This is a genomic window from Ligilactobacillus ruminis ATCC 27782, assembly GCF_000224985.1.
Classification (GTDB): domain Bacteria; phylum Bacillota; class Bacilli; order Lactobacillales; family Lactobacillaceae; genus Ligilactobacillus; species Ligilactobacillus ruminis.
Map to the genome: position 1 here is coordinate 1,198,703 of NC_015975.1, position 21,871 is coordinate 1,220,573.

At 44.3% G+C, this 21,871-nt stretch carries 22 protein-coding genes; 2 read left to right on the forward strand and 20 right to left on the reverse strand.

What is annotated here, in order from left to right; translation table 11 throughout:
• Positions 1-38: 38 nt before the first annotated feature.
• The 9 genes from glyS to rpsU form a co-directional block, all read right to left on the reverse strand.
• Positions 39-2,117, reverse strand: a complete 2,079-nt coding sequence (glyS, locus tag LRC_RS06010; RefSeq protein ID WP_014073599.1) for a glycine--tRNA ligase subunit beta — start codon at positions 2,115-2,117, stop codon at positions 39-41.
• Positions 2,117-3,034, reverse strand: a complete 918-nt coding sequence (gene glyQ, locus LRC_RS06015) for a glycine--tRNA ligase subunit alpha (protein ID WP_014073600.1) — start codon at positions 3,032-3,034, stop codon at positions 2,117-2,119. Before glyQ ends, glyS begins: the two co-directional genes overlap by 1 nt.
• A 282-nt stretch (positions 3,035-3,316) precedes the next feature.
• Positions 3,317-4,111, reverse strand: a complete 795-nt coding sequence (gene recO / locus LRC_RS06020) for a DNA repair protein RecO (RefSeq protein WP_014073601.1) — start codon at positions 4,109-4,111, stop codon at positions 3,317-3,319.
• Between the two features lie 58 nt (positions 4,112-4,169).
• The gene (era, locus tag LRC_RS06025) at positions 4,170-5,072 is read right to left on the reverse strand and encodes a GTPase Era (RefSeq protein WP_014073602.1); all 903 of its coding nucleotides are present in this window, start codon (positions 5,070-5,072) and stop codon (positions 4,170-4,172) included.
• Between the two features lie 26 nt (positions 5,073-5,098).
• Positions 5,099-5,512, reverse strand: coding sequence for a diacylglycerol kinase family protein (locus LRC_RS06030; protein ID WP_014073603.1), 414 nt, complete (start codon positions 5,510-5,512; stop codon positions 5,099-5,101).
• Positions 5,496-5,975, reverse strand: a complete 480-nt coding sequence (gene ybeY, locus LRC_RS06035; RefSeq protein ID WP_014073604.1) for an rRNA maturation RNase YbeY — start codon at positions 5,973-5,975, stop codon at positions 5,496-5,498. The genes LRC_RS06030 and ybeY overlap by 17 nt, the downstream gene beginning before the upstream one ends.
• A 5-nt stretch (positions 5,976-5,980) precedes the next feature.
• Entirely contained in the window at positions 5,981-6,964 is a 984-nt protein-coding gene (locus tag LRC_RS06040) for a PhoH family protein (protein ID WP_014073605.1), read from the reverse strand.
• A gap of 191 nt (positions 6,965-7,155) precedes the next feature.
• Positions 7,156-7,599, reverse strand: a complete 444-nt coding sequence (locus tag LRC_RS06045) for a GatB/YqeY domain-containing protein (RefSeq protein WP_041820003.1) — start codon at positions 7,597-7,599, stop codon at positions 7,156-7,158.
• A gap of 22 nt (positions 7,600-7,621) precedes the next feature.
• Positions 7,622-7,807, reverse strand: a complete 186-nt coding sequence (gene rpsU / locus LRC_RS06050; RefSeq protein WP_003694124.1) for a 30S ribosomal protein S21 — start codon at positions 7,805-7,807, stop codon at positions 7,622-7,624.
• 228 nt (positions 7,808-8,035) lie between these two features.
• On the opposite strand from rpsU, the gene LRC_RS06055 reads away from it, so the two are divergent.
• Together LRC_RS06055 and LRC_RS06060 are read left to right on the forward strand one after the other, a co-directional pair.
• Positions 8,036-8,854, forward strand: coding sequence for a pyruvate, water dikinase regulatory protein (locus LRC_RS06055; RefSeq protein ID WP_014073607.1), 819 nt, complete (start codon positions 8,036-8,038; stop codon positions 8,852-8,854).
• 448 nt (positions 8,855-9,302) lie between these two features.
• Complete coding sequence (locus LRC_RS06060) at positions 9,303-10,751, forward strand: APC family permease (RefSeq protein WP_014073608.1); 1,449 nt, start codon at positions 9,303-9,305, stop codon at positions 10,749-10,751.
• Positions 10,752-11,185: 434 nt separating this feature from the next.
• Here the strand turns inward: LRC_RS06060 and LRC_RS06065 are convergent, their stop codons facing one another.
• The 11 genes from LRC_RS06065 to LRC_RS06115 all read right to left on the reverse strand — a co-directional run bounded on the left by LRC_RS06065 (position 11,186) and on the right by LRC_RS06115 (position 21,798).
• A complete protein-coding gene (locus LRC_RS06065; protein ID WP_014073609.1) occupies positions 11,186-12,088 on the reverse strand; it encodes a deoxyribonuclease IV in 903 nt (300 codons plus the stop codon).
• 78 nt (positions 12,089-12,166) lie between these two features.
• Positions 12,167-12,937, reverse strand: a complete 771-nt coding sequence (locus tag LRC_RS06070) for a hypothetical protein (RefSeq protein ID WP_014073610.1) — start codon at positions 12,935-12,937, stop codon at positions 12,167-12,169.
• A 281-nt stretch (positions 12,938-13,218) separates the two neighbouring features.
• Complete coding sequence (locus tag LRC_RS06075) at positions 13,219-14,175, reverse strand: glycosyltransferase family 2 protein (protein ID WP_014073611.1); 957 nt, start codon at positions 14,173-14,175, stop codon at positions 13,219-13,221.
• A complete protein-coding gene (locus tag LRC_RS06080; RefSeq protein WP_014073612.1) occupies positions 14,176-15,189 on the reverse strand; it encodes a glycosyltransferase in 1,014 nt (337 codons plus the stop codon).
• Complete coding sequence (locus tag LRC_RS06085) at positions 15,190-16,116, reverse strand: beta-1,6-N-acetylglucosaminyltransferase (protein WP_014073613.1); 927 nt, start codon at positions 16,114-16,116, stop codon at positions 15,190-15,192.
• Positions 16,117-16,126: 10 nt separating this feature from the next.
• Positions 16,127-16,999 carry a YitT family protein gene (locus LRC_RS06090; protein WP_014073614.1) on the reverse strand — a complete coding sequence of 291 codons (873 nt, stop codon included), beginning with the start codon at positions 16,997-16,999 and terminating at the stop codon, positions 16,127-16,129.
• A gap of 11 nt (positions 17,000-17,010) precedes the next feature.
• Entirely contained in the window at positions 17,011-17,541 is a 531-nt protein-coding gene (gene msrA, locus LRC_RS06095) for a peptide-methionine (S)-S-oxide reductase MsrA (protein WP_014073615.1), read from the reverse strand.
• Positions 17,541-18,164, reverse strand: coding sequence for an HAD-IA family hydrolase (locus LRC_RS06100; RefSeq protein ID WP_014073616.1), 624 nt, complete (start codon positions 18,162-18,164; stop codon positions 17,541-17,543). The genes msrA and LRC_RS06100 overlap by 1 nt, the downstream gene beginning before the upstream one ends.
• A 2-nt stretch (positions 18,165-18,166) precedes the next feature.
• Positions 18,167-19,108 (reverse strand): alpha/beta hydrolase, encoded by a 942-nt coding sequence (locus tag LRC_RS06105; RefSeq protein ID WP_014073617.1) that lies wholly within the window; start codon positions 19,106-19,108, stop codon positions 18,167-18,169.
• 11 nt (positions 19,109-19,119) lie between these two features.
• The gene (gene dtd, locus LRC_RS06110) at positions 19,120-19,566 is read right to left on the reverse strand and encodes a D-aminoacyl-tRNA deacylase (RefSeq protein ID WP_003694139.1); all 447 of its coding nucleotides are present in this window, start codon (positions 19,564-19,566) and stop codon (positions 19,120-19,122) included.
• Between the two features lie 12 nt (positions 19,567-19,578).
• A complete protein-coding gene (locus LRC_RS06115; RefSeq protein ID WP_014073618.1) occupies positions 19,579-21,798 on the reverse strand; it encodes a RelA/SpoT family protein in 2,220 nt (739 codons plus the stop codon).
• Positions 21,799-21,871: the final 73 nt, after the last annotated feature.

A 21,871-nucleotide genomic window follows, 5' to 3' on the forward strand; every position in this document is an offset into this window, starting at 1 on the left:
GAAACGGGATTTTACCCATTCTCTCTTATTTAGCTTGATTATTTGACGTTTAATTCTTCGAGCGATCCGAAAGCAGTTGTCAGATTGCTAAGCAAAACAAGCTGACTCAAACGATTGTGCTTGACTTTCTCATCATCAGCCATGACCATCGTTGCATCGAAATATTCGCTGATTGCACCCTTCAAGCCATGCAAAGCTTGATACTTGTCCTCATATGACTTGCAGCAATATCCTTTTTGAGCATTTGAGCAAGCATCATACAACTTCTTTTCCGAATCGTTTTCAAACAACGATTCGTCGACCGAGGCAGCTTCAAAATCAGCCTTTTTCGCCAAACGAGAAACGCGCGTCAAAGCTTCGATCGTTTCCTTGAAATCATCATCTGAAGCATGTTTTGTCAGCGTTTCTGCAGCTTCAAGGACCGAAACGAATTCATTGTCTTTGTTTGCAAGCGCAGCCTCCAAAGCATCTCGGCCGACGTCATTGTTTGAACCAATGATTTGAGCAACGCGATCAAACATGAAATCTTTAACGCCTGCGTAATTCTTTTCAGGATCGATGTTTGCATAAAGATCTCCGCGTTCTTTGAATGCGGACATGATTGCCTCATGCAGCAAAGGAACGGACAGGTTCCATCCTTTGTCAAGCGCGATTCTCACGATGCCAAGGGCTTGACGTCTCAAAGCATACGGATCGTTTGAACCGCTCGGAATCATCCCTGCAGAAAAGAATGCTTGAATGCTGTCTGCTTTATCGGCAATCGAAAGAACTGCTCCAATCGTCGACTCCGGCAAATCTCCTTCAGAACTCGTCGGCATGTATTCTTCACGCATTGCTGAAGCAACGGCATCCGTCTCACCGAACAAGGAAGCGTAGATCTCGCCCATCACGCCCTGCAGTTCAGAAAATTCGCCGACCATTTCGGTTACAAGATCGAATTTGTAGATCATTGCAGCACGTTTTAAATCCGCAAGCTGTGTTTTGCTGAGTCCGAGATGCTTGCCAAGATAAGCCGCAATTAAAGCGACACGCTCCATTTTTTCATAAATCGTTCCGATCTTATCATGGAACATGACTTTTTTCAGTCGTTCGACATAGTCTGAAATTGTTTTCTTTTGATCTTCTTCATAGAAGAACTTGGCATCTTCAAGACGAGCCGTCAACACTTTTTCATTGCCTGAAACGACGTTTTCGAGATAAGCACTGTTTCCGTTTCTTACGGAAACGAAGTGCGGCAAAAGTTTGCCGTCAGAGTCTTCAACGTAGAAATATCTTTGGTTGTCCTTCATTGAAGTAATCAAAACGGCATCAGGAACCGAAAGATATTTTTCATCGAAAGAACCTGCAAAAACAGTCGGATATTCGACCAAATTGTTGACTTCTTCCAAAAGATCAGGATCAACGACAATGTTCCACGAATTCTTCTTGGCGAGTTCGTCGATTTGAGACATGATGATTTCCTTGCGTTCCTTGGCATCGGCAATAACCATTTCCTGCTTTAAGCATTCAGGATACGCATCCGCATTCTTTACTTCGACTTCTTTTCCCAGGAATCTGTGTCCTTGCGATTTTCGACCAGTTTCAAGATCCAAAACCTTAAAGGGAACGATCTCGTCGTTAAGCAATGAGACGATCCAGCGAATCGGACGAACGTATTCGAAATCATTTGAACCCCAACGCATCATTGTCGGGAATTTCATCTCCATTACGACTTCTTTGACAGACGTCAATACTTCTTTTGCGGACTTGCCGGCAATGAATTTTTTAACGTAGACGTACTCAACGCCCTTTAATTCTTGGAAGAACAGTTCATCGACGCTCACGCCTTGTCCGCGTGCGAATCCCTGGGCGGCTTTCGACCAGTTGCCGTCTTTGTCATAGGCAATCTTTTTTGCAGGACCTTTAGCCAATTCCTCGATGTCTTCTTGCTTGTCGGCAAGACCGATAACCTTGAGAGCCAGACGACGCGGCGTTGAGTATGCTTCTATTTTATCGAAACTGAGACGATTTTCCTTTAAAAAGGAGGTCATGCGTTCAACCAGCTGATTGATGCTTGGCGTGACGACATGTGCCGGAATTTCTTCCAGACCAATCTCAAGCAAATAATTTTGTGACATTATTTATCCTCCTTCAACAATTCTTGACGAAGTTTTTCATCTTTGATGAGCGGGAAGCCAAGTTTCTTTCGTTCTTCAATAAATGCTTTTGCGACTGATTTAGCCATGTTGCGAATTCGAGCAAGGTAGCCGGCACGCTCCGTAACCGAAACCGCACCGCGAGCATCCAACAGATTGAACGTGTGACTGCATTTCAGGATATAATCATAAGCCGGGTGAACCAAGCCGTTTGCAATCTGCTTTTTGGCTTCCGTTTCATACGTATCAAACATTTTCAAAAGCATTTCCTGATTGCTTTCTTCAAAAGCATATTTTGAATGCTCATATTCCGGTTCTTTAAAGATGTCGCCGTATTTGACGCCGTCTGACCATTCAAGATCAAAGACCGAGTTGACTTCTTGAATGTAAGACGAAAGTCTTTCAAGTCCATACGTTACTTCAACGGCAACGGGGCGAACTTCCAAACCTCCGACCTGTTGGAAATAAGTAAACTGAGTGATTTCCATTCCGTCAAGCCAAACTTCCCAACCTACTCCGGCACATCCCATTGAAGGGTTTTCCCAGTTGTCCTCAACAAAACGAATATCGTGTTCCTTTGAATTGATTCCCAAAGCCTTGAGCGAATCCAAGTAAAGATCCTGGATGTTTGAAGGATTCGGTTTCATGATTACCTGAAATTGGTGGTGCTGGAACAAACGATTGGGATTTTCTCCATAACGTCCGTCAGCCGGCCGACGTGACGGTTCAACGTAAGCAACGTTCCACGGTTCGGGTCCGATTGCACGTAAAAACGTGTACGGGCTCATCGTTCCGGCACCCTTTTCATTGTCGTAAGCCTGCATGAGCATGCAGCCTTGCTTAGCCCAGAATTGTTGCAAGGTCAAAATAATATCTTGCATTGCTAATTTTTTAGCCATAAGGCAAAGTCCTCCTAAAAATTTATTGCGAAAACAACCAGCTCAATCGCATAAAAAAGTCCCTATGCGACGCCTGTGGTCACATAGGGACGACTTTTCGCAAATCGCGGTTCCACCCTACTTCTAGTTTTGCCTAGCAGCTTAATTTCGTCAAGACTCAAAAAGCGCCAATCAAACGACAGTCATCATCTGCTCACACCTTCTCAGACTCGCTTGGCATGACACGTCGCCGACCTTCTTTTCTCAACGTCTTTCTATTCGATTGACCTTAGAATAGTTTAATTATTCAGTTTTGTCAAGTCCTTTTTCAAAAGCAAAGTCAAAAGAAGTCATCTCATTTAAAAATTTCTTGGCAGGAACGTAAAGTCCGACTTGATCGTCATAGATCACGTCAAGTGCCCGCTTGATTTTTATGCTCGTTTTTTCGCTAAGATTGACGCTTTTCAAAACGTCCAAGTCAATATCAGACAAATAGCGTAAGAAGTACATCGTTTTTTCGTCAAGATGCAGCCGATTTGGATCAAGATGCCAATGATTTTTGCAAAGAATTCCTCCATAACTTTCGGAATAGTCAAAAGAAGAACGCTGATTTCCGCAAACCGCACAAAAGCGCCATTCAGGAGCAACGCCAAAAAGTTCCAGCATCTGAATTTCCATGATGCTTACGATAATCAACGGATTAACTCCCTGGTCGATCAGTTGCAGCGCTCGTTCTATCTTCCTGTACCACTGAGATGCCAAAATGCAGTCATCTTTAATTGCGGCTTCACCCAACCCCAAAACATATGACGCATAGGCATTCAGCATGATATCGTTAAAAATATTTTGATATTGATCAATTTCCTTTCCGGTGCTAAGATATGACAGACCGTCATCATTAATGCTTCCGAGATAGCGTCCATGCGAAAAAGGCAAAATAATTGCGCCAAGTCTGAACCCGCGTTTTTTAGCGCCGCGAATATAAAAGGTCTTATAACCATAGCGATTCGTCAAAATTTTGACAAGCAGATCCCTTTCCTTATAGTCTCTTTTTGAAACCACGATGCCTGAAAACTCTTCGCCCTGATGCAAAACCACGATGACCCCTCCTTTTAAAAACAGCGGAGCCAAAACATCGTTTCAACTCCGCAAAAAATTAATAATCGTCCTGTTTGTATCCGAGCGATCTCAAGTCTATCTGGCGATCTTTCCAATTTGGCATGACCTTGACCCAAAGTTCCAGATAAACCTTGTCGCCCATCATAAGCTCGATGTCTTTTCTTGCCTTGACTCCGATCGTCTTGAGCATCTTGCCGCCCTTTCCGATAATGATGCCTTTTTGACTCGCGCGTTCAACGATGATCGTGGCCTGAATCAAAATTTTTCCCTCGTCGCGACGCTTGATACGATCGACAACGACCGCAACCGAGTGCGGAACTTCTTCTCTCGTGAGTTCCAAGACTTTTTCGCGGATGAGTTCGCCGGCAATAAATCTTTCCGGATGATCCGTAACCTGATCCGTCGGGTAGTATTGCGGACCTTCAGGCAGGTCTTTGATCAGTGTATCGATAAACTCTTGACAATTATTGCCCTGAAGCGCAGAAATCGGGAAAACGTCTTTAAAATCCAGTGCTCCGCGGTAGTCGTCCATCACTTCCAAAAGGTGATCAGGATGTATCCGATCAATTTTGTTGATTGCCAGATAAATCGGTTTTTTGACGTTTTTGAGACGCTCAATAATGAAATCATCGCCGCGGCCGCGTTTTTGCTCTGCATTTACCATGAAAATCACCGCATCGACCTCATTTAACGTCGAAAGAGCCGATTCGACCATAAAATCGCCCAGACGGCTTTGCGGTTTATGAATGCCCGGTGTATCGATGAAAACGATCTGAGCATCATCAGTCGTATAAATCCCTTGAATCTTGTTGCGTGTAGTTTGAGCTTTATCGCTCATGATGGCGATTTTTTGACCGATGATTCGATTCAAAAAAGTCGATTTTCCGACATTGGGACGTCCTAATATGGCTATAAAGCCCGAATGAAATTTATTGTTCAAAAATTTTCTTCCTCACATTTATTAATCTAAAACAGCAGTTGCCAAATTTTCGGCACAAAAACAATCGCACCGACAATCATTGAAAACACGGCTGCCAAAAGCACCCCGCCCGCAGCGGTATCCTTGGCCTTTTTTGCCAGGGGATGCTTTTTATATTCACTGGCGAGGTCAACGGCATTTTCAATCGCCGTATTCCAGACCTCACTTGCCAAAACAAAAAAGATGCTCAATAAAAGCCAAAGCCACTCGTTTGCCGAAACATGGAACAAACACCCCATGATTACGACCAAAATCACTGAGCCAACATGGAAACGCAGATTGCGTTCCTCACGATAAGCTGTCACCAATCCCTCTACCGCATATTTGAAAGAGCTGACAAAGTGACGGTTTTTCCAACGGCTAACGAACTTTGAACGTTTTTTGCTATCTCGTAAGCCCATAGGAGTCAAGAATCTCTCGTTGAAGACCAAACATTTCCCTTTCGTCTTCTTCTTTCATGTGGTCGTATCCGTTCAAATGCAAAAATCCGTGGACAACCAGAAAACCAAGTTCACGATCCTCCGAATGTCCCAAATATTCGGCCTGTTCTTTAACCTTGTCCATCGAAACCATGATGTCGCCAATATTTTTGGGGATGTCAAGCTCTTCATCTTCCGGCAAAATAATCGGAACTTCGTCGGGATCGTCTTCTTCGATCGCAAAGCTGATGACATCCGTCGGCTTGTCGACTCCGCGATATTTTTTATTGATTTCATGAATATGTTCATTATCCATCAAAGTAACCGACATCTCTGTATTTTCAGGAAGCTTGAGATAGCTGCCCGCAAAGTTCAAAATATCTTCAATCAGCTTGATTTTTTCTTCTGGAACATTCTTCGTGTCGTCATAAATTTCCAAATCCATTGATGCTAGTCCTCATTTTCTGTTTTATTATTCTTTTCGTAGGCACTGATAATCTCCGAAACCACCGGATGCCGCACGACGTCAGCAGCATCAAAATGAACGAAACCGATATGCGCAAGATTGCTTAACACGTGCTCCGCATCGACAAGTCCGCTTTGCTTATGTCCGGCAGGCAAATCGATTTGTGTCTTGTCGCCGTTAACGATCATTTTCGAACCAAAACCAAGACGCGTCAAAAACATCTTCATCTGTGCCCTTGTCGTATTTTGCGCTTCATCCAAAATCACGAAGGCATTCTCAAGCGTCCGTCCGCGCATATAAGCCAAAGGAGCAATTTCGATGACTCCGCGCTCAATCAATCGTTCAGTATGTTCCGCACCAAGAATCGAATTCAACGCATCGTAAATCGGACGCAGATAAGGATCAACCTTTTCTTTCAGATCCCCCGGCAAAAAGCCAAGCGATTCCCCGGCCTCGACTGCGGGTCGCGTCAGTACCAGACGTTCAACTTCATGCCGTTTTAATGCAGCAACCGCCATTACGACGGCCAGATACGTCTTTCCCGTGCCGGCAGGACCGATTCCGAAGACGAGATCGTTATGCTTGACCGCTTGAACGTATTGACGTTGACTGTAATTTTTCACGCGGATGCTTCGGCCTTTGCGATCTCTGATCAAAGTATCCGTATAAAGGTCTTGAAAATACTCCAGCGTTCCTTTTTCGGCCATCGTCATCGCCGAAACAACGTCAGCATTGCTGATCGTAACGCCCTTTTTCAAAAGTTCAGCCAGCTGTGCGAAAATTTCCTTCGTTTCCGAAACGTCATCTTGACTGCCTTTGATCTTGACATGATTTCCGAACGAGCTGACGATAACGTTTTTTCCTTCTTCAATCAGTTTCAAATAAGCATCATTGATTCCGAAAAGCGAAACTGCCATCTGCGGATCAGCGAGCGTAAATTCTTCTTCAATTACGGTTCCTTCTGACAAATAAGAGCACCCCTTTTGCCGCGGCAGCGTCAGCCTGGAAATGAAGCCGCTGAATCTTCCAGACACCAACGCGACCGTTGCTTCTTTGAATTATGATTCTCACCTATATGTATTATACTTACAGTAAGCCATTTTAGCAAACCGCAGACAAAAAAAGCCAGGGAATTTCTTCCCTGACTCCAGGACGCTCGTTAACCGAGCAATTCCTTAACCGTGGCGTTAATCAGCTTGCCGTCAGCCTTGCCCTTGAGCTTTGGCATCACGGCACCCATGACCTTGCCGAAATCGGCTTTAGACGTTGCTCCAACCGCTTTGATCGTTTCTTCAACAACGGCCCTTACATCATCCGCGCTCAATTGAGCAGGCATATAGCCTTGCACAACTGCGATTTCGCCCTCAAGTTCCTGGACTGAATCGTCACGTCCAGCAGCTTTCGATTCTTCAAGAGAATCCTTACGTTGCTTCAATTCACGAGATAACACGCCGACTTCCTCGTCAGGAGTCAAATCGTGTCCAACGCTAATCTGCTCATTTTGAACCGCAGCCTTAAGCATTCGAACAGTCTTCAAACGATTCTTGTCCTTGGCTTTCATGGCTGCAACCATATCTTTTTGCAATGAATCCAATAAACTCATCACAACCTGCCTCCTCTAGAAACTAGAAACGACGCTTATTTTTGCGCTTTCTTGCTGCTTCGGACTTTTTCTTACGTTTTACACTTGGCTTCTCGTAAAATTCACGTTTCCGATATTCTTGCAAAGTACCTGTTTTTGAAACGGAACGTTTGAAGCGACGAAGAGCGTCATCAAGAGATTCGTTTTTACGAACGACTGTCTTTGACATGGTTGTTTCCCTCCCTCCGAGCTTAAATGTAACCGTCTTATTGTCTATTTTGTAATATCACAAACATCAACAGTTCCTTTTCATTATACATAAATGAGAATATCGCGTCAATATAACTTTAACAACTTCTTAGTTTATTCAGCAAAATTCATTTATTTTGATGAATATTTCCGGCAAATATAGTATAATAGAATTAAAGAAAGCGTTTACTGAAAGGAGAGACCCCCTATGTCAAATGACAACGCAATCAATGTTTATATTATTTCCGATTCTCTTGGTGAAACGGGCAACAACCTCGCTCAAGCAGCCATCGTTCAATTTCCGAAAGCAGATTTTAAAGTTCATCGCTATCCGCTGATCAAAACGATTTCGATTTTGACGGGTATTTTGCATAAAGCCACACGTGAAAATGCGATTATCGTGCACACTTTTTCAGATAGTGAGCTTTCGGCTTTTGCAAATGACTACTGCAAAGAAAACAATCTTGCAGTCATCGATGCGTTAAGCGGCATCATCGATATTTTGGCGGAGCGCACCGGAGACGAACCGCTCCATGAGGCCGGCATCAACCACAACACGGATCACGAATATTTCAAGCGCATTGAAGCCATTGAGTTTGCCGTGACTTATGATGACGGCAAAGATCCGTCAGGTTTCCTGAAAGCAGACATCGTCCTTTTGGGCGTTTCGAGAACTTCCAAAACCCCGTTGTCCTTGTTCCTCGCAAACCACGGCTATAAGGTTGCCAACCTTCCGTTGGTGCCTAAGACCCGCATTCCTGATCAGATCTATCAGGTTGACCCAAATAAAATCTTCGGTCTGACCAATGATCCGTCGATTTTGAACAACATCAGAAGGGAGCGCATGATTTCCTACGGCTTGAATCCCGACACCACTTATTCCAATATGGACAATATTCAGGCCGAGCTTGATTTTGCCATGGAGCTTTACAAAAAGCTCGGATGCCCGATTATCAACGTTGCCAACAAGTCGATTGAAGAAACCGCAACTCTCATCATGGAAAGTCTCAAAGAAAACGAAGAATGATTTCGCATAATTAAAATGCAGTTCCGATTCAAAATGAAACCCCAGGAATAAAAATGCCGTCATGAATCTTAAGATGTGCCTTCTTTACCGGACCACTGGTAAGGAGGGCATTTTTATGCGTTATTTCTATGACCGGCAGATTGCAAGAAATAATTTGAACGAACTGAGTCATATTTTTAAGCAAAAACAACAGCCTGTTTTCGTAGACAATGCTTACAATCCATTCTGATTCCGTAAATTCTGTCCATCATGCTCCCTCTCGTTTGTTATCGTAATAAATGCATCGAATTTGACGGAGATAAGGTCCAGGTTAATGGATTCAAACTTATATATGATAATGTTAATATTCCTTTCCGATCGTATTTTCCCTTGACAAAAAGGTTAAAAAATAGTTAAGATTTAAACCATTGGTGTTATTTTTAAATTTGATAAGAAAGAGAGAAAAATCATGCAAGAACTAGGAGAGAAAAAATCCTACATAAGCTGGCCTGTCATTGCCATGATTGGCTTCGTCACCATCATCTGTTTTGATGATATCTTATACCCTTTGCAAAACCAGGGGTTGTCTGTTGTTTTCACCTGGATTTTTATGGTGTTTTTCTTCGTTATTCCCTATGAACTTTCCGTTGCCCACCTGGGTTCGGTTTTTAACGGCCACCAGGAAGGGGGACTGGCATCTTGGGCTCGGCATAGTCTGAATTCGGATGCTGCCGGTTACTGGACGGCCTGGATGTATTGGGCTGCCTGCCTGCCTTACATTGTCGACGTAGCCAACTCAACCATCGTGTCCTACAGTTGGCTGATTTTAGGGGATGCCAGTTTATCTAGCCGAATGTCAAGCTTTTGGTTTGGCGTATGGACCTTTGTTATTATTTTAGTTTTTATTTTACTGGAAAATATAATCAAGAAATCCCTTGAAGTCATGGCCACAATCGGCGGATGGGCCATGTTCGGAATGACCATCTTGTTCGTTGTCATGACAGGCTGGACACTATTAAACGGTGGCAAAATTGCCACCCAACCTTTCAACCTTAAAGCATTTATCCCTGACTTTTCGTTATCTTACTTCTCTACCACCGGGCTTTTGATGTTTGCCGTCTGTGGAGCCGAATTGGTTGCCCCTTACCTGAAACGGATGAAGAATCCTAACCGCGACTTCCGCAAGGCCATGTACCTAATCGCATTCATGACAGCTTTTCTGACGGTCTTCGGAACTTTCTCCTTGTCCATCTTCTTTGATGCAAACAACCTCCCGCACGACTTGAAGATGAACGGATCATACTATGCCTTCCAGCTTTTAGGTGAACGCATGGGTATGGGCAATGTTTTGATGTACATTTTCGCTATTGTCCAGGCTATCTATATGATGGCACAGTTAGCCGTTTTCTTAGACTCCACCAGTTGGGTTTTGGCGGCCGATACTGCTGAACGCTTCATGCCAAAATGGATGCGCAAACGCAATAAGAACGATCGCCCTATTCACTCCTACGTCTTGACCACCGGGTTGACCTTGTTCTTGCTGCTTTTATCAGGGACTTTGCCTGATATCAACGCAGTCTTCAATTGGTTGTTGAACCTAAACGGAATTGTCTTTCCTTTCAAGAACTGCTGGCTGTTCTTAGCCTTCATCGCCGTACGAGTCAAACAGGACAAATTTCCATCAGTCTTTGTCTTCATCAAAAGACGAAAGCTCGCTATTGCTGTTGGGACTTGGTGCATGTTGTTCTCCTTCATCTGTGCCGTGATGTCCTTTCTGCCACAAGATCTGGCCTTTGGGACAAAGGCCTGGAATCACCAATTGTTTCTGAACTTCTTATCAGTCGGTGTCTTATTCGGAGCCGGAGCTATCATGCCAATCATGTCATGGTTTGAAAAACGCAAGAAAGAAAGTGCCTAAATATAAATTATAAGAGAGCCTGAGAAAAATTCTGTCTCAAATCAAGAAACCGGATTAGATTTGCAATCAATCGCAAATCTAATCCGGTTTTTTCTCATTCAGGACGATTGCTTTCCGTGATGGAAATAAGCAAAAAGAGTCTGGCGGTAAATTTGACTAAGAGTTTGGCCGCTAATTTATCAGGCACTGCATTTAAAAGTGCCGGACGAAACCAATCGTAACCCGACCGACTTCGTTCGGCTTTTCGTTTAATTCAAGTGGGAAAGAGACTTTTTTTCAAAGCCTCTTTTTTACGCAAAAATCCTGCCAACTTTGATTCAAAAGAAAATAAAATGGATGATGCCCGTTCAATCCAGAATGACATCCATGGGCTAATGTTAATTTTTATATGTGTCAAACATTCTGGGTACACACATATTTTTATGCGCAACTTCTTACAAAATTCCCTGGCCGTCTTTCACCTTGTCCAGCATCTTAGAATCAAATGCCTGGTTTTTGAGCATTGCGATCTCATATGCGTAAGGAGCAAAAGAATTCTTCTTGTCTTCTCCGACGTACGGCGTTTCCATAATTTTGGGAACGTCTTCCAGCTGCGGATGATGCGCAATATAATTTAAAGAATCGAAGCCGATGGTTCCAAAACCGATGTTTGCGTGCCGATCTTTATGTGCGCCGCATTCATTTTTTGAATCATTGAGATGAACGACTTTCAGCCTGTTCAAACCGATTATTTGATCAAATTCACTCAAAACATCGTCAAAGCCGTTTTTGACGTCATAGCCGGCATCGTTTGCGTGACAAGTATCGAATGTAACGCTCAGGCGGTCGTTTTCACTGCATTTTTCAATGATTTCGGACAACTCTTCAAACGTTCGCCCAATTTCCGTTCCTTTGCCCGCCATCGTCTCCAACGCAATGCTGACGTCTTTTGACGCCTTCAGCGCTTCATCCAGACCATGCGCAATGTTTTCGATGGCAGCCTTTGCTCCAAGGCCAACGTGAGCTCCGGGATGAAGCGTGACCTGTTTTGCTCCGAGCGCATCTGCCCGCTTGAGTTCGTTTGCCAAAAATTCGATTGCAAATTCATATTTGCTTTGATCCTTGTTATTGCCAAGGTTGACGATATATGGCGCATGCACGACGACTTCTTCGATGCCGTGATCTTCCATATACTTCTTTCCCTCTTCGATTTTCATCAAGGACAGATCTTTTCTGACAGTGTTTTGAGGTGCACCGGTATAAATCATCATGGCATTTGCCCCATACGATGCCGCTTCTTTTGCGGATCCAAGAAACATCTCTTTGCCGCGCATTTTGACATGCGATCCAAGTTTCATTATTTAACCGCCTTTCATGTAAAAAAATCCAGGAAGCCTTCTTCCTGGATTCATTCTAACATTTAACTTAAAATTTTGCTAATCTGCGAACCATACGGTCAAAGTCGAATTGTAGCAAGCCTGTTCGCACGTTTGCCAACCAGCACTGTGTTGTGCCAACTTGTTTGAAACAACTTCCAAGCCCGTTCCGTCATTTTTTACGCCGTACATGATCTCAGAAACATGAAGCACGCGACCGTTGATGACGACTTCGCTGCCGACGTGCAGACTGCCCAACTGGCTGTGTGCCGCACCCATCATTTCAAACAAATAATAGTTCGGAAGAGATGTCCAAGCATAAACGTTGCCGTCTGCCGGAACAGAACCCGTACCGCTGAAGCTTCTAATCGGATATGAATGTCCGTTCAGGCAAAATCCGCTCATTTGAGCCGGTTGCTGCGAAGAAGACTGTTGCGTCTGGGACTGCGTCCGCGTCGTCTGAGACGATGACGTCTGACTCTGTGCCGTTTGCGAAGATTGCTGCGTTGCCGTTTGAGCTTGCGTCGTTGCCTGAGAAGAACTTTGGGCATCGCTGCTTGAGCTTGCAGCCGATGAACTTTGAGCAACGCTGCTTGAAGATTTGGAAACAGATGACGTCTCAGTTGCCGAGCTTTCAGAACTTGACTCCTTCTTAACCGAAGGACTGACCTTTTTTTCAGACGTTTCTTTCTTAGCAACGCTCTTCGTCCCTGTTTCTTCATGAGCGAGTGCGGCAAACGTGTCACGACATGCATAGACTTGCGATCCTCCGATTGCAGCAACTACAACCGAGAGTGCGATGAGCGCCTTTGTATTCTTTAAAACATTCATAACAAATACCTCCCGATTAATCTCATATCTTTTTACAAGTCTTATTATGCCAAGTCAAAGTTAAGAAAACGTGAATGCAAATAACAATTTTATAGTGAATATTTTAGTTAAAAATGCCATATTCAATTTATTATCGATGCAAATTCGAAATAAAAGTTGCATAGCTGCTTGAAAAAGCTGCTGATAATCGTTTTAAATTCACAATTACGTAATATTCTGCTGATCAGCACATCAAAAAAGGTACCTATAAATACCGCTAAAACAGGAGTTACAGATACCTTTTAAATTATTAACATTTTGATAATTAATTTATTGAACGTCTTCAAATAAATATTTTGCGGGGAATCCCACTTTATATATTTATTCTTCTTCCACCCTTTAAAATGAATATCAATAAATTCCATGACTTTTACAACCAAGTCGCGCTTTACTTTTACGTCTTTGATCGGTCTGATTTTTCTCAGCATGACGTTGCCCAACAAGTTGCGAACGAAACGATATTCAAGTTCATCATGATACGTTTTGATCCAGCCCTTTTCTTCATGAAAATTCAGAATCCTTACGTAAATTTTGAAAAGATCGGCCAAACGACTCGTATTTTGATACGAAATCGAATCGTTTCTTTGAACGTAATGAACTTCGCAAACCTCATCAACCGCAACTTCGTCAATTGATTCAAGAAACGGCATCAATTCAAAGAAAAAGCACTGATCTTCATAAAAAAGCCCCTTCGGAAACGTAATTCCGCATTGCTTGAGCCAATCCGTTCGATACAGTTTGTTCCATGCGACGACGCGTCCTTTGACAAGGTAATCTTCGATTGAATCATATCCCGTCACGACGTCTTTTGCCATTCTGTCCTGATACTGCCAAAAGAAATTGCATTCCACGACCTTCTTTTGACCGTTGCAGGTTTTTTCAAGCATCCTCTCAAGCATTCCCGACTCAACGTAATCATCCGAATCGATAAACAGCACGTAACTTGCATCGACATGCTGCAATCCATAGTTTCTTGCGTCAGACAAGCCGCCGTTTGCTTTGGGTAGATACTCCACCAGATTCGGATTCTCATCTGCATATTTTTGACAGATGGTCGGCGAACCGTCGGTGCTGCCGTCGTCAACAAGCAGCACTCTGTATTTTTCAGAAGACAACGTCTGGTTGATCAAACTTTCCAAACAGCGCTTCAGATATTTTTCAACATTGTAGACCGGAACGATTACGTCAACTTGTCTCATCTAATCACCAAGTGCCTTTCTGACTGCCTCTTTGACATAAGATCCGCGTCTTAATCTCTCTGCCAAATTCAGGGCGTTGCTCTTCATCTTCTTGTAGCCTGCGTCATCAACTTTCTGCAAAACATTGTCCAAATCATTCAGATTTTCGATCGCGATTCCAACTTCGTTTTCAGACACGAATTCGGCCATTGCGGCTTCCTTCCAAATAATCACCGGAATTCCGGAGCTCAGATAAAGCGACGTCTTGTGCGGAGCGTTGTAACGCATATAGTTGCCGAAAACCCCAGTACAAGCAGACATTTCGTCTCCGTCCCAAATCAGGCCGAAGTTTTCATTCAAATGATTCGGCAGATCGTCAGGAGTATATACCCCGCAATAGGTTACGCCTTTTTGATATTCTTGAGCAGGAGACGGTCCATAAACGTCAAGTTTGGCATTATTTAGCTTGACCTTCTTCAAAAATGTCGATTTTTCAAGATTTCCCGCAAAGCAAATACTTTTTTGATACTCGAACCGGTCATTTTTTGGGCAATCGTTACGATAATCAAAAATTCCCAAAATCGTAATCGGAACCGTTACGCCGTGTTGTTTGAGCCATTCGGACATTTTGGAATTGTGCACGATCAGACCGTCGGCAGAATTAAAGATTTCCATTTCATCTTTTTCAAACTGCTTGTTGCCGTCATAAACACGCAGCGTTTCAACGTCGTGAACCATGATCAGGAATTTTCCGTGCGTGACTTTCTTGGCATTTTCAATGATTTTTTTCGTCAAGAAGACCGAGTAAAACGGGTATTGCAAAATGACGTTGTCAAATTGTCTGCCCTTGAAAAGTCGTTTGAGTTTCAAATGAACGAACAGGAACTTTTCAAGACGCTTTTCCGGCAAATCCAGATCCATGACCTTAAAGCCTTCCTCAGTCAAAAATTCGTTAATATCGGTTTTGGCCTTGGGACCAGCATCATTTTTTGCTCTGAGACTTCTCAAAACCGAATACAAAATAACATTTTCCATTTAAAAATACTCTTCCTCTGCTGTCATTTTCAATACTGACGAAACGATTTCATCATCTTCTGCGACGTCAAACTTGCGCGAGAAAAGATAGCCCTCGTTCCGTGCCTTTTTAAGCGTTTCCAGATCAGAAATTTCCCAAACGCACGGACTGCTCTTTCTTTCATCAATCTTGATGAAACGAAGATTTCCCGGACGTCCTTTTTCATCTCGATACAGACGTTTTTTCAAAACTTCATCATTTAAAATAAACGTCTGCAAAAACAGCTCATCGGCTACGATGGCATGCTTGAAAACTTTCATAATGCTTTTTTCTTTTTTCAGAATGCGTTCCACGGCAAAATCGTCCAGACTGAGCCATTGTGAACCAAAACCGAGCTTCAGCCCTGTATTTTTAAAAAAATCAAGCTTCAAAGCCTTGGCCAACGTTCGCTCAAGCTTGCGATAAGCACGAATCATCAGTTTCAACGGAGCGCTTTTGACCGAACGATATGCCGAAACATTAGGAAATGCATGCCAGACCTGAACTCTTTGATAGACTTCCTTCTCTCTGATCTGTTTGTACTCGACGAATTCCCTGCCCTTGTTTTTTTCAAAAAACTCATTGATCCGTTTATGACTCAAAAGCGGCAAGTCCTTGCCGGAAAGCAAGTGATAGTAGTCAAACGGACCAACGGAGCGCGCAAACGAGAACAACGAAAATTCGCATTCGAGCATGTCGCGTCCGCCCCAGCTGACTTTCCTGCGCGGCGCCAGATAAAAATCAGCCTTTGAAAGCCTTTGTTTGAAGCGTTCCAGCTGCAAAGGAGAAAGCGCGGCCTTTTTGTCAATATGCAAGAATATTGCGTTGTCTTCATAATCAAGCGCTTTGAGCAAGACCAAGATTTCTTCGAACTCATTTGCTGCCATGATCAAATATGCATGTTTCATTTGGCTTACCTCATGGTTCTGGTTCATAGAAACGTCCCATGATATGGACGTTGTCTGCAATGCTGACAAATGCAGCGGGATCCGATTCGATCATCGCTCTCCTCAATTCAGGCTGTTCGTAACGCGAGATGACCGTAAACAGAATCGTTTTTTCATCATGCTTGTATGCCCCTTCGGCACCGTGAACGATCGTTATTCCGCGACGCATTCGATTTTGGATACAGTCAATTACGCTCTTTGGCTTCGTGGTCACAATCATGACCTGCATCTTTTGCTGCTTTGTGTAAACCATGTCCATTACGCGCGCATTGATAAAAATGCTGAGTGCCGAATAAAAAGCATAAGGCCAGCCGAAAACCTCCCCTGCGGCAAGGATGATGAAGAAATTGAAAATCAGATTGATCGTTCCGATGCTTTTACCGGTATGTTTTCTGATCGTCAGCCCCAAAATATCCAAGCCACCGGTCGAAATTCCGTTTTTAAGCGCCAAGCCGGTTCCGAACCCATTGATCGTTGCGCCAAAAATTGCGCAGATGATCGGGTCTTTTGTTAACGGAACGGGATTGATTGCCTTAATCATGACCGATGAGCAAAAAACCGCCAAAATCGTGAACAGAGTAAACCTGTGCCCAATCTGTCTCCATCCCAAAACAAACAACGGGATATTCAAAACAAACAGCATCAGAGCCGTTGACAAATGCACGGGACAGTTTTTGGTCAGTGTCCCGATCAGCTGTGCCAAGCCGGTGATGCCGGATGAATAGATATGCCCTGGTTCCCAGAAAAAATTCATGGCAATCGACACTAAAATCCCGTAGAAAAGAGCTGTCGTTGCCTTCATGATCATCGCGTGCTGCTTTAGCACGTCCTGTAATTCATCCATTTTTTATCCTTTCAAATTCCCCAGTTTTCTTCAATAAACTGTTTTCTTCCCTGCGATTCCTCAAATTCCATTCTCTTTGGATCTTTTTTGTAAAACTGCTGGTGCTCTTCTTCCGCTTCATAAAAAGGACAAGCTGATTCGATTCTGGTTACGATCGGCTTTTTGAAACGCTCGCTCACAATCAGATTTTTCAAGGAGAGTTCTGCTGCTTGCCTTTGCGTCTCATTTTTAACGAAAATTACCGGCCGATAATTCGAACCTCGATCCTGAAACTGTCCCGCTGCATCCGTCGGATCGGTCTGATGCCAATAAATCTCAAGCAGTTCCTCATATGAAATGATCGTCTTGTCAAAGACGATCTTGACTGCTTCGGTGTGTCCGGTGGTTCCCGATTTGACCTGCTCGTAGGTCGGATTTTCGACGTCTCCGACCGTGTATCCTGAACGAACCGAAATTATTCCAGGCATCTGATCAAACGGCTTGGTCATGCACCAAAAACAGCCGCCCGCAAAAATTGCGGTCTCAATTTTCTTGTTTTCCACTATCCAATCAATTCCTTCAACGTTTTTATCTGCTGCTCCGGACGGCATGAGTCTGCTTTGATCAACCCGTCCGGATCAAACAGAATTCCGGCAATGCCGGCATTGTGCCCCGCATCGACGTCGAGCGTTCTGTCTCCGACCATCACAGCCGTTTTGCGGTCGATTTGATGCTTGTCAAGCAGATAATCAAGAGACTCCGGATCCGGCTTGCGCTTGAAATTATCATCCGCAGTCACAAAATCCTTAAAATATTCAAGCAGACCGTCCCTTTTTAAAATTTCCTTTGCAGATTCATCGCGATGCGTCAACAAAAAGCTTTGTCCGCCGCTTGTTTGAATCGTTTCAAGCACTTTGCCTGCAAAGTCAAACGGCTCAGCCAGCTCCTGGTTTCCCTTTTCAAAAAAGTGATAGTCCTCATGCAGCTTTTTTTCATCAAGTTTCGGATATTTCTCTTTCAAAAGAGCAAAGCAATACCTTACCGATTCAACTCGCATCAAGCGATACGTCTCAATCTTGTCAAGTTTTATGCCTTGATTTTCAAAGGCCGAAACAAATGCTGATACCATTCCGCCATACGTGTCGTACAACGTTCCGTCAAAGTCAAAAAAATAATTCTGATACAAAACTACACCTCACTGTCTCTTTCGATAAATTCTACTGCCATGTCCATCGCCAATCGGCAAGCGTTTGTCTCATCCAATGCATTGAGCAAAACGAAATCATGAATCGTTCCCAAAATTCGAGCGACAGAAACGTCAACGTCCGCATCACGCAATTTTCGCCCAAATGCTTCGCCTTCATTTCGCAAAACGTCCGCCTCTGCGGTCAAAATCAATGTTTTGGGCAAAACGGCCAGTTCACTGAATTTTCTAAGCAAAGGAGAATACATGACATCGGTCGGCGACAGCCCGCCCAAATACTGCTGCCAGGCCCATTTCATCTGTTCGCGCGTAATTCGATATCCGCCGGCAAATTCGTAATAAGTCTGGTTGTCAAAATTAGCATTGACGACCGGATAAAACAACAGCAGCTTTTCCAAGGGCAAGTGACGCGCCTCAGAAAGCATCGCAAGCGTTGCCGCCATTCCGCCGCCGACATCATCGCCCGCAACTGTCAGATGCAATAGATCCAGTGAATATTTTATCGCCAGTCGCTGTAAATCAAGATACCCGGCCCGCAGCTGAACCATTTGAGCCGGTGCCTTGCGTTCAGGTGCCAGTGCATACTCCGGAAAAACGACGCAGGCATGGCATCTTCTCGAAAGTTCTGCCAACAGCTTGTGATATTCATTGACTCCGCCGGAGATGAACTGTCCGCCATGAATATAGTAGATTACGCGCAGATTTTTGGCCTGATCTTTTGGAAAATACAGATATTCGTCAAAGGAGCGTTCTTCATCGATTTCGACCCGTTCTTTGACGATTTTCACGCTTTGATCCTGAACGAGCATTTTTTGATCAAATCTTAAACGTTCGCGCCAAGTCTTCAAGCCTATCGTCGTCGGAATAAAACTGTGATTCGAAAGACAAAGCTCCCTTGCCTGTTCCTCCAGCGAAATCAATCCCATTTTATCACCACCTATTTGTTGTCGGTATCGAAAATAATCGTCACCGGGCCGTCATTTGTGAACGAAACCTTCATATCTGCGCCAAAGACTCCGGTTTCAACGATTACGCCTTCCTCGCGCAGCTTTTCATTGAATCTGTCATAATTTTTTGAAGCTTCATTCGGGTTTTGCGCGTCAGTAAAACTCGGCCGATTGCCCTTTTTCGTATCGGCATAAAGCGTAAACTGAGAAACGGATAAAATCTGTCCGCCAATCTGCTTAAGACTAAGGTTCATCTTGCCGTTCTCATCTGAAAAAATTCGACAATTGACGATTTTTCTGACCGTATAGTCGATTTCTTCTTGCCCGTCGCCTTCTTCAAAGCCGACCAAAAGCACCAAACCGTGGTCAATTTTTCCGTTTACCTTGCCGTCAATTTCAACCTGGGCATTCTTGGCCCGCTGCAATACTGTTCTCATTTCCTCACCTCATTAGTGAATGATTCGCTTGACCACGTAGACGTCAGGGATTCGCTTGATGTTGTCGATTACGCGCTGCAGATGAATTCTGTCTCTGATTCCGACCGTAACGTCAATCGTCGCCATCTTGTTGTGATCAACGCGTCCGTTGACGGAGTTCAAATCCTTCGTGGTATTGTTGATTGCCTGCAAAACATCATTCAAAAGACCGGAGCGGTTGTATCCTTCAATTTCAAGATCGGTATTATAGGTGGCTCTGACGTCCGGAATAACGTTCCAGGTAACGTCGACGAGCCTTGTCCCATGCTGTTCGGCGCTTTTGACGTTCGGACAGTCGATTCTATGTACCGAAACGCCGCGCCCTTTTGTAATATAGCCGACGATTTCGTCTCCCGGAATCGGACTGCAGCAATGGCTCAAGCGAACCAGCAGATTGTCGATTCCCTCAATCATGACGCCTTCTTCATTTTTCCTCTTGCCTGTTTTGACGTTGTTGATTTCCTGATGATCTTCAAGCAGAGCCTTTTCCTGCGCTTCTTTTCTTTCCTGCTCGCGCTTGGCACGAATGTCTTCCGTCAAGACGTTAATGATGCCTGCAGGCGGAATTTCTCCGAAACCGATGGCAGCGTACAAATCGTCAAGCGTTGCCAGTTGTTTCTTGTTAAGCACTCGCTCAATGTTTTTCTTGCTGCTCATCACGTCATGCGGCTGATACCCGCCTTCAATCAAGCCCTGGTCAAGAATATCGCGGCCACGATCGATGTTTTGGATGCGATCCTGCTGCTTGAAGAAACGCTTGATCTTATTCTTGGCCTTGTTCGTATGCACCAGATCAAGCCAGTCGCGACTTGGTCCCGCTGAATTTTGCGACGTCAAGATATCAACGATATCACCGTTCTTGACCTGATAGTCGAGCGGAACGATCTTGCCATTGACTTTGGCTCCGGTCGTATGATTGCCGACCTCGGTATGAATCGAATAGGCCATGTCAAGCGGTCCTGATCCTTTCGGCAATTCGTAAACGTCGCCCTTTGGCGTGAAAACGTAGACGCGGTCGCTGAACAGATCGCCTTTGACGTTTTCCATGAATTCTTTCGCGTCGTTTGATTCATTTTGAATCTCGATGATTTCCTTAAACAGATTCAGCTTGTCTCCTGTCGTCGTCTGCTTGACGCCGTTCGTTTTGCCTTCCTTATAGGCCCAATGAGCAGCAATCCCGTATTCGGCCACGCGGTGCATCTCCTCAGTTCTGATCTGAACTTCCAACGGCTTGTCTTTTGGCCCGATGACCGTCGTATGAAGCGACTGATACATGTTGGCCTTTGGCATCGCGATATAGTCTTTAAAGCGACCAGGCATCGGTTTCCACTTGGTATGAATTGCTCCCAAAACGGCATAGCAGTCTTTGATCGACTTAACCACGACGCGCACTGCAAGCAAGTCATAAATTTGACTGAATTGCTTGTGAAGATCACGCATCTTGTGATAAATCGAATAGATGTGCTTTGGTCGTCCGTAGATTTCGCAGTCCAAATGCAGATCTGCGATGGCTTCTTTAATCTCCGTAATGGCTTCGTCGATATACTGAACGCGTTCTTCACGCTTTGAATTCATCAAATGAACGATGCGATAGTATTGTTGAGGATTAAGGTAGCGCAGCGAAATGTCTTCCAATTCCCATTTGATCGTGCTGATCCCGAGTCGATCTGCCAACGGCGCATAGATTTCAAGCGTTTCGTTGGCAATCCTTCTTTGCTTGTCGGGACGCAGATGCCCCAGCGTCCTCATGTTGTGGAGCCTGTCTGCAAGTTTGACGATAATCACGCGCAAATCCTTTGACATTGCCAAGAGCAGCTTGCGGTGATTTTCAGCCAGCTGTTCTTGATGCGATTTGTAGCGAATCTTGCTGAGCTTGGTTACGCCGTCAACGATGACCTCGACGTCTTTTCCGAAAAGTTCGCCGACATCCCCCAAAGTAACGGGCGTGTCTTCGACAACGTCATGTAAAAAGCCTGCACTGACCGTTTCAGGATCCATTTTCAAATCTGCCAGAATTCCGGCAACCTGAATCGGATGAATAATGTAGGGTTCCCCAGATTTTCTGAATTGTTCCCGATGAACGTACGATGCAAAGTCGCAAGCCTTGCGAACCATTGCCACATGCTCTTCATTCATGTATTTTTCGCACATTCCAATCACGTCCTGTGCACTCCAGATGTTTTCTTTTTCCATAACAACCACTCCTAGCAATCCCAATAAGATTTTAAAAAAGGCGGAACAACCGTGTCGTCCCGCCCGAGCAGGC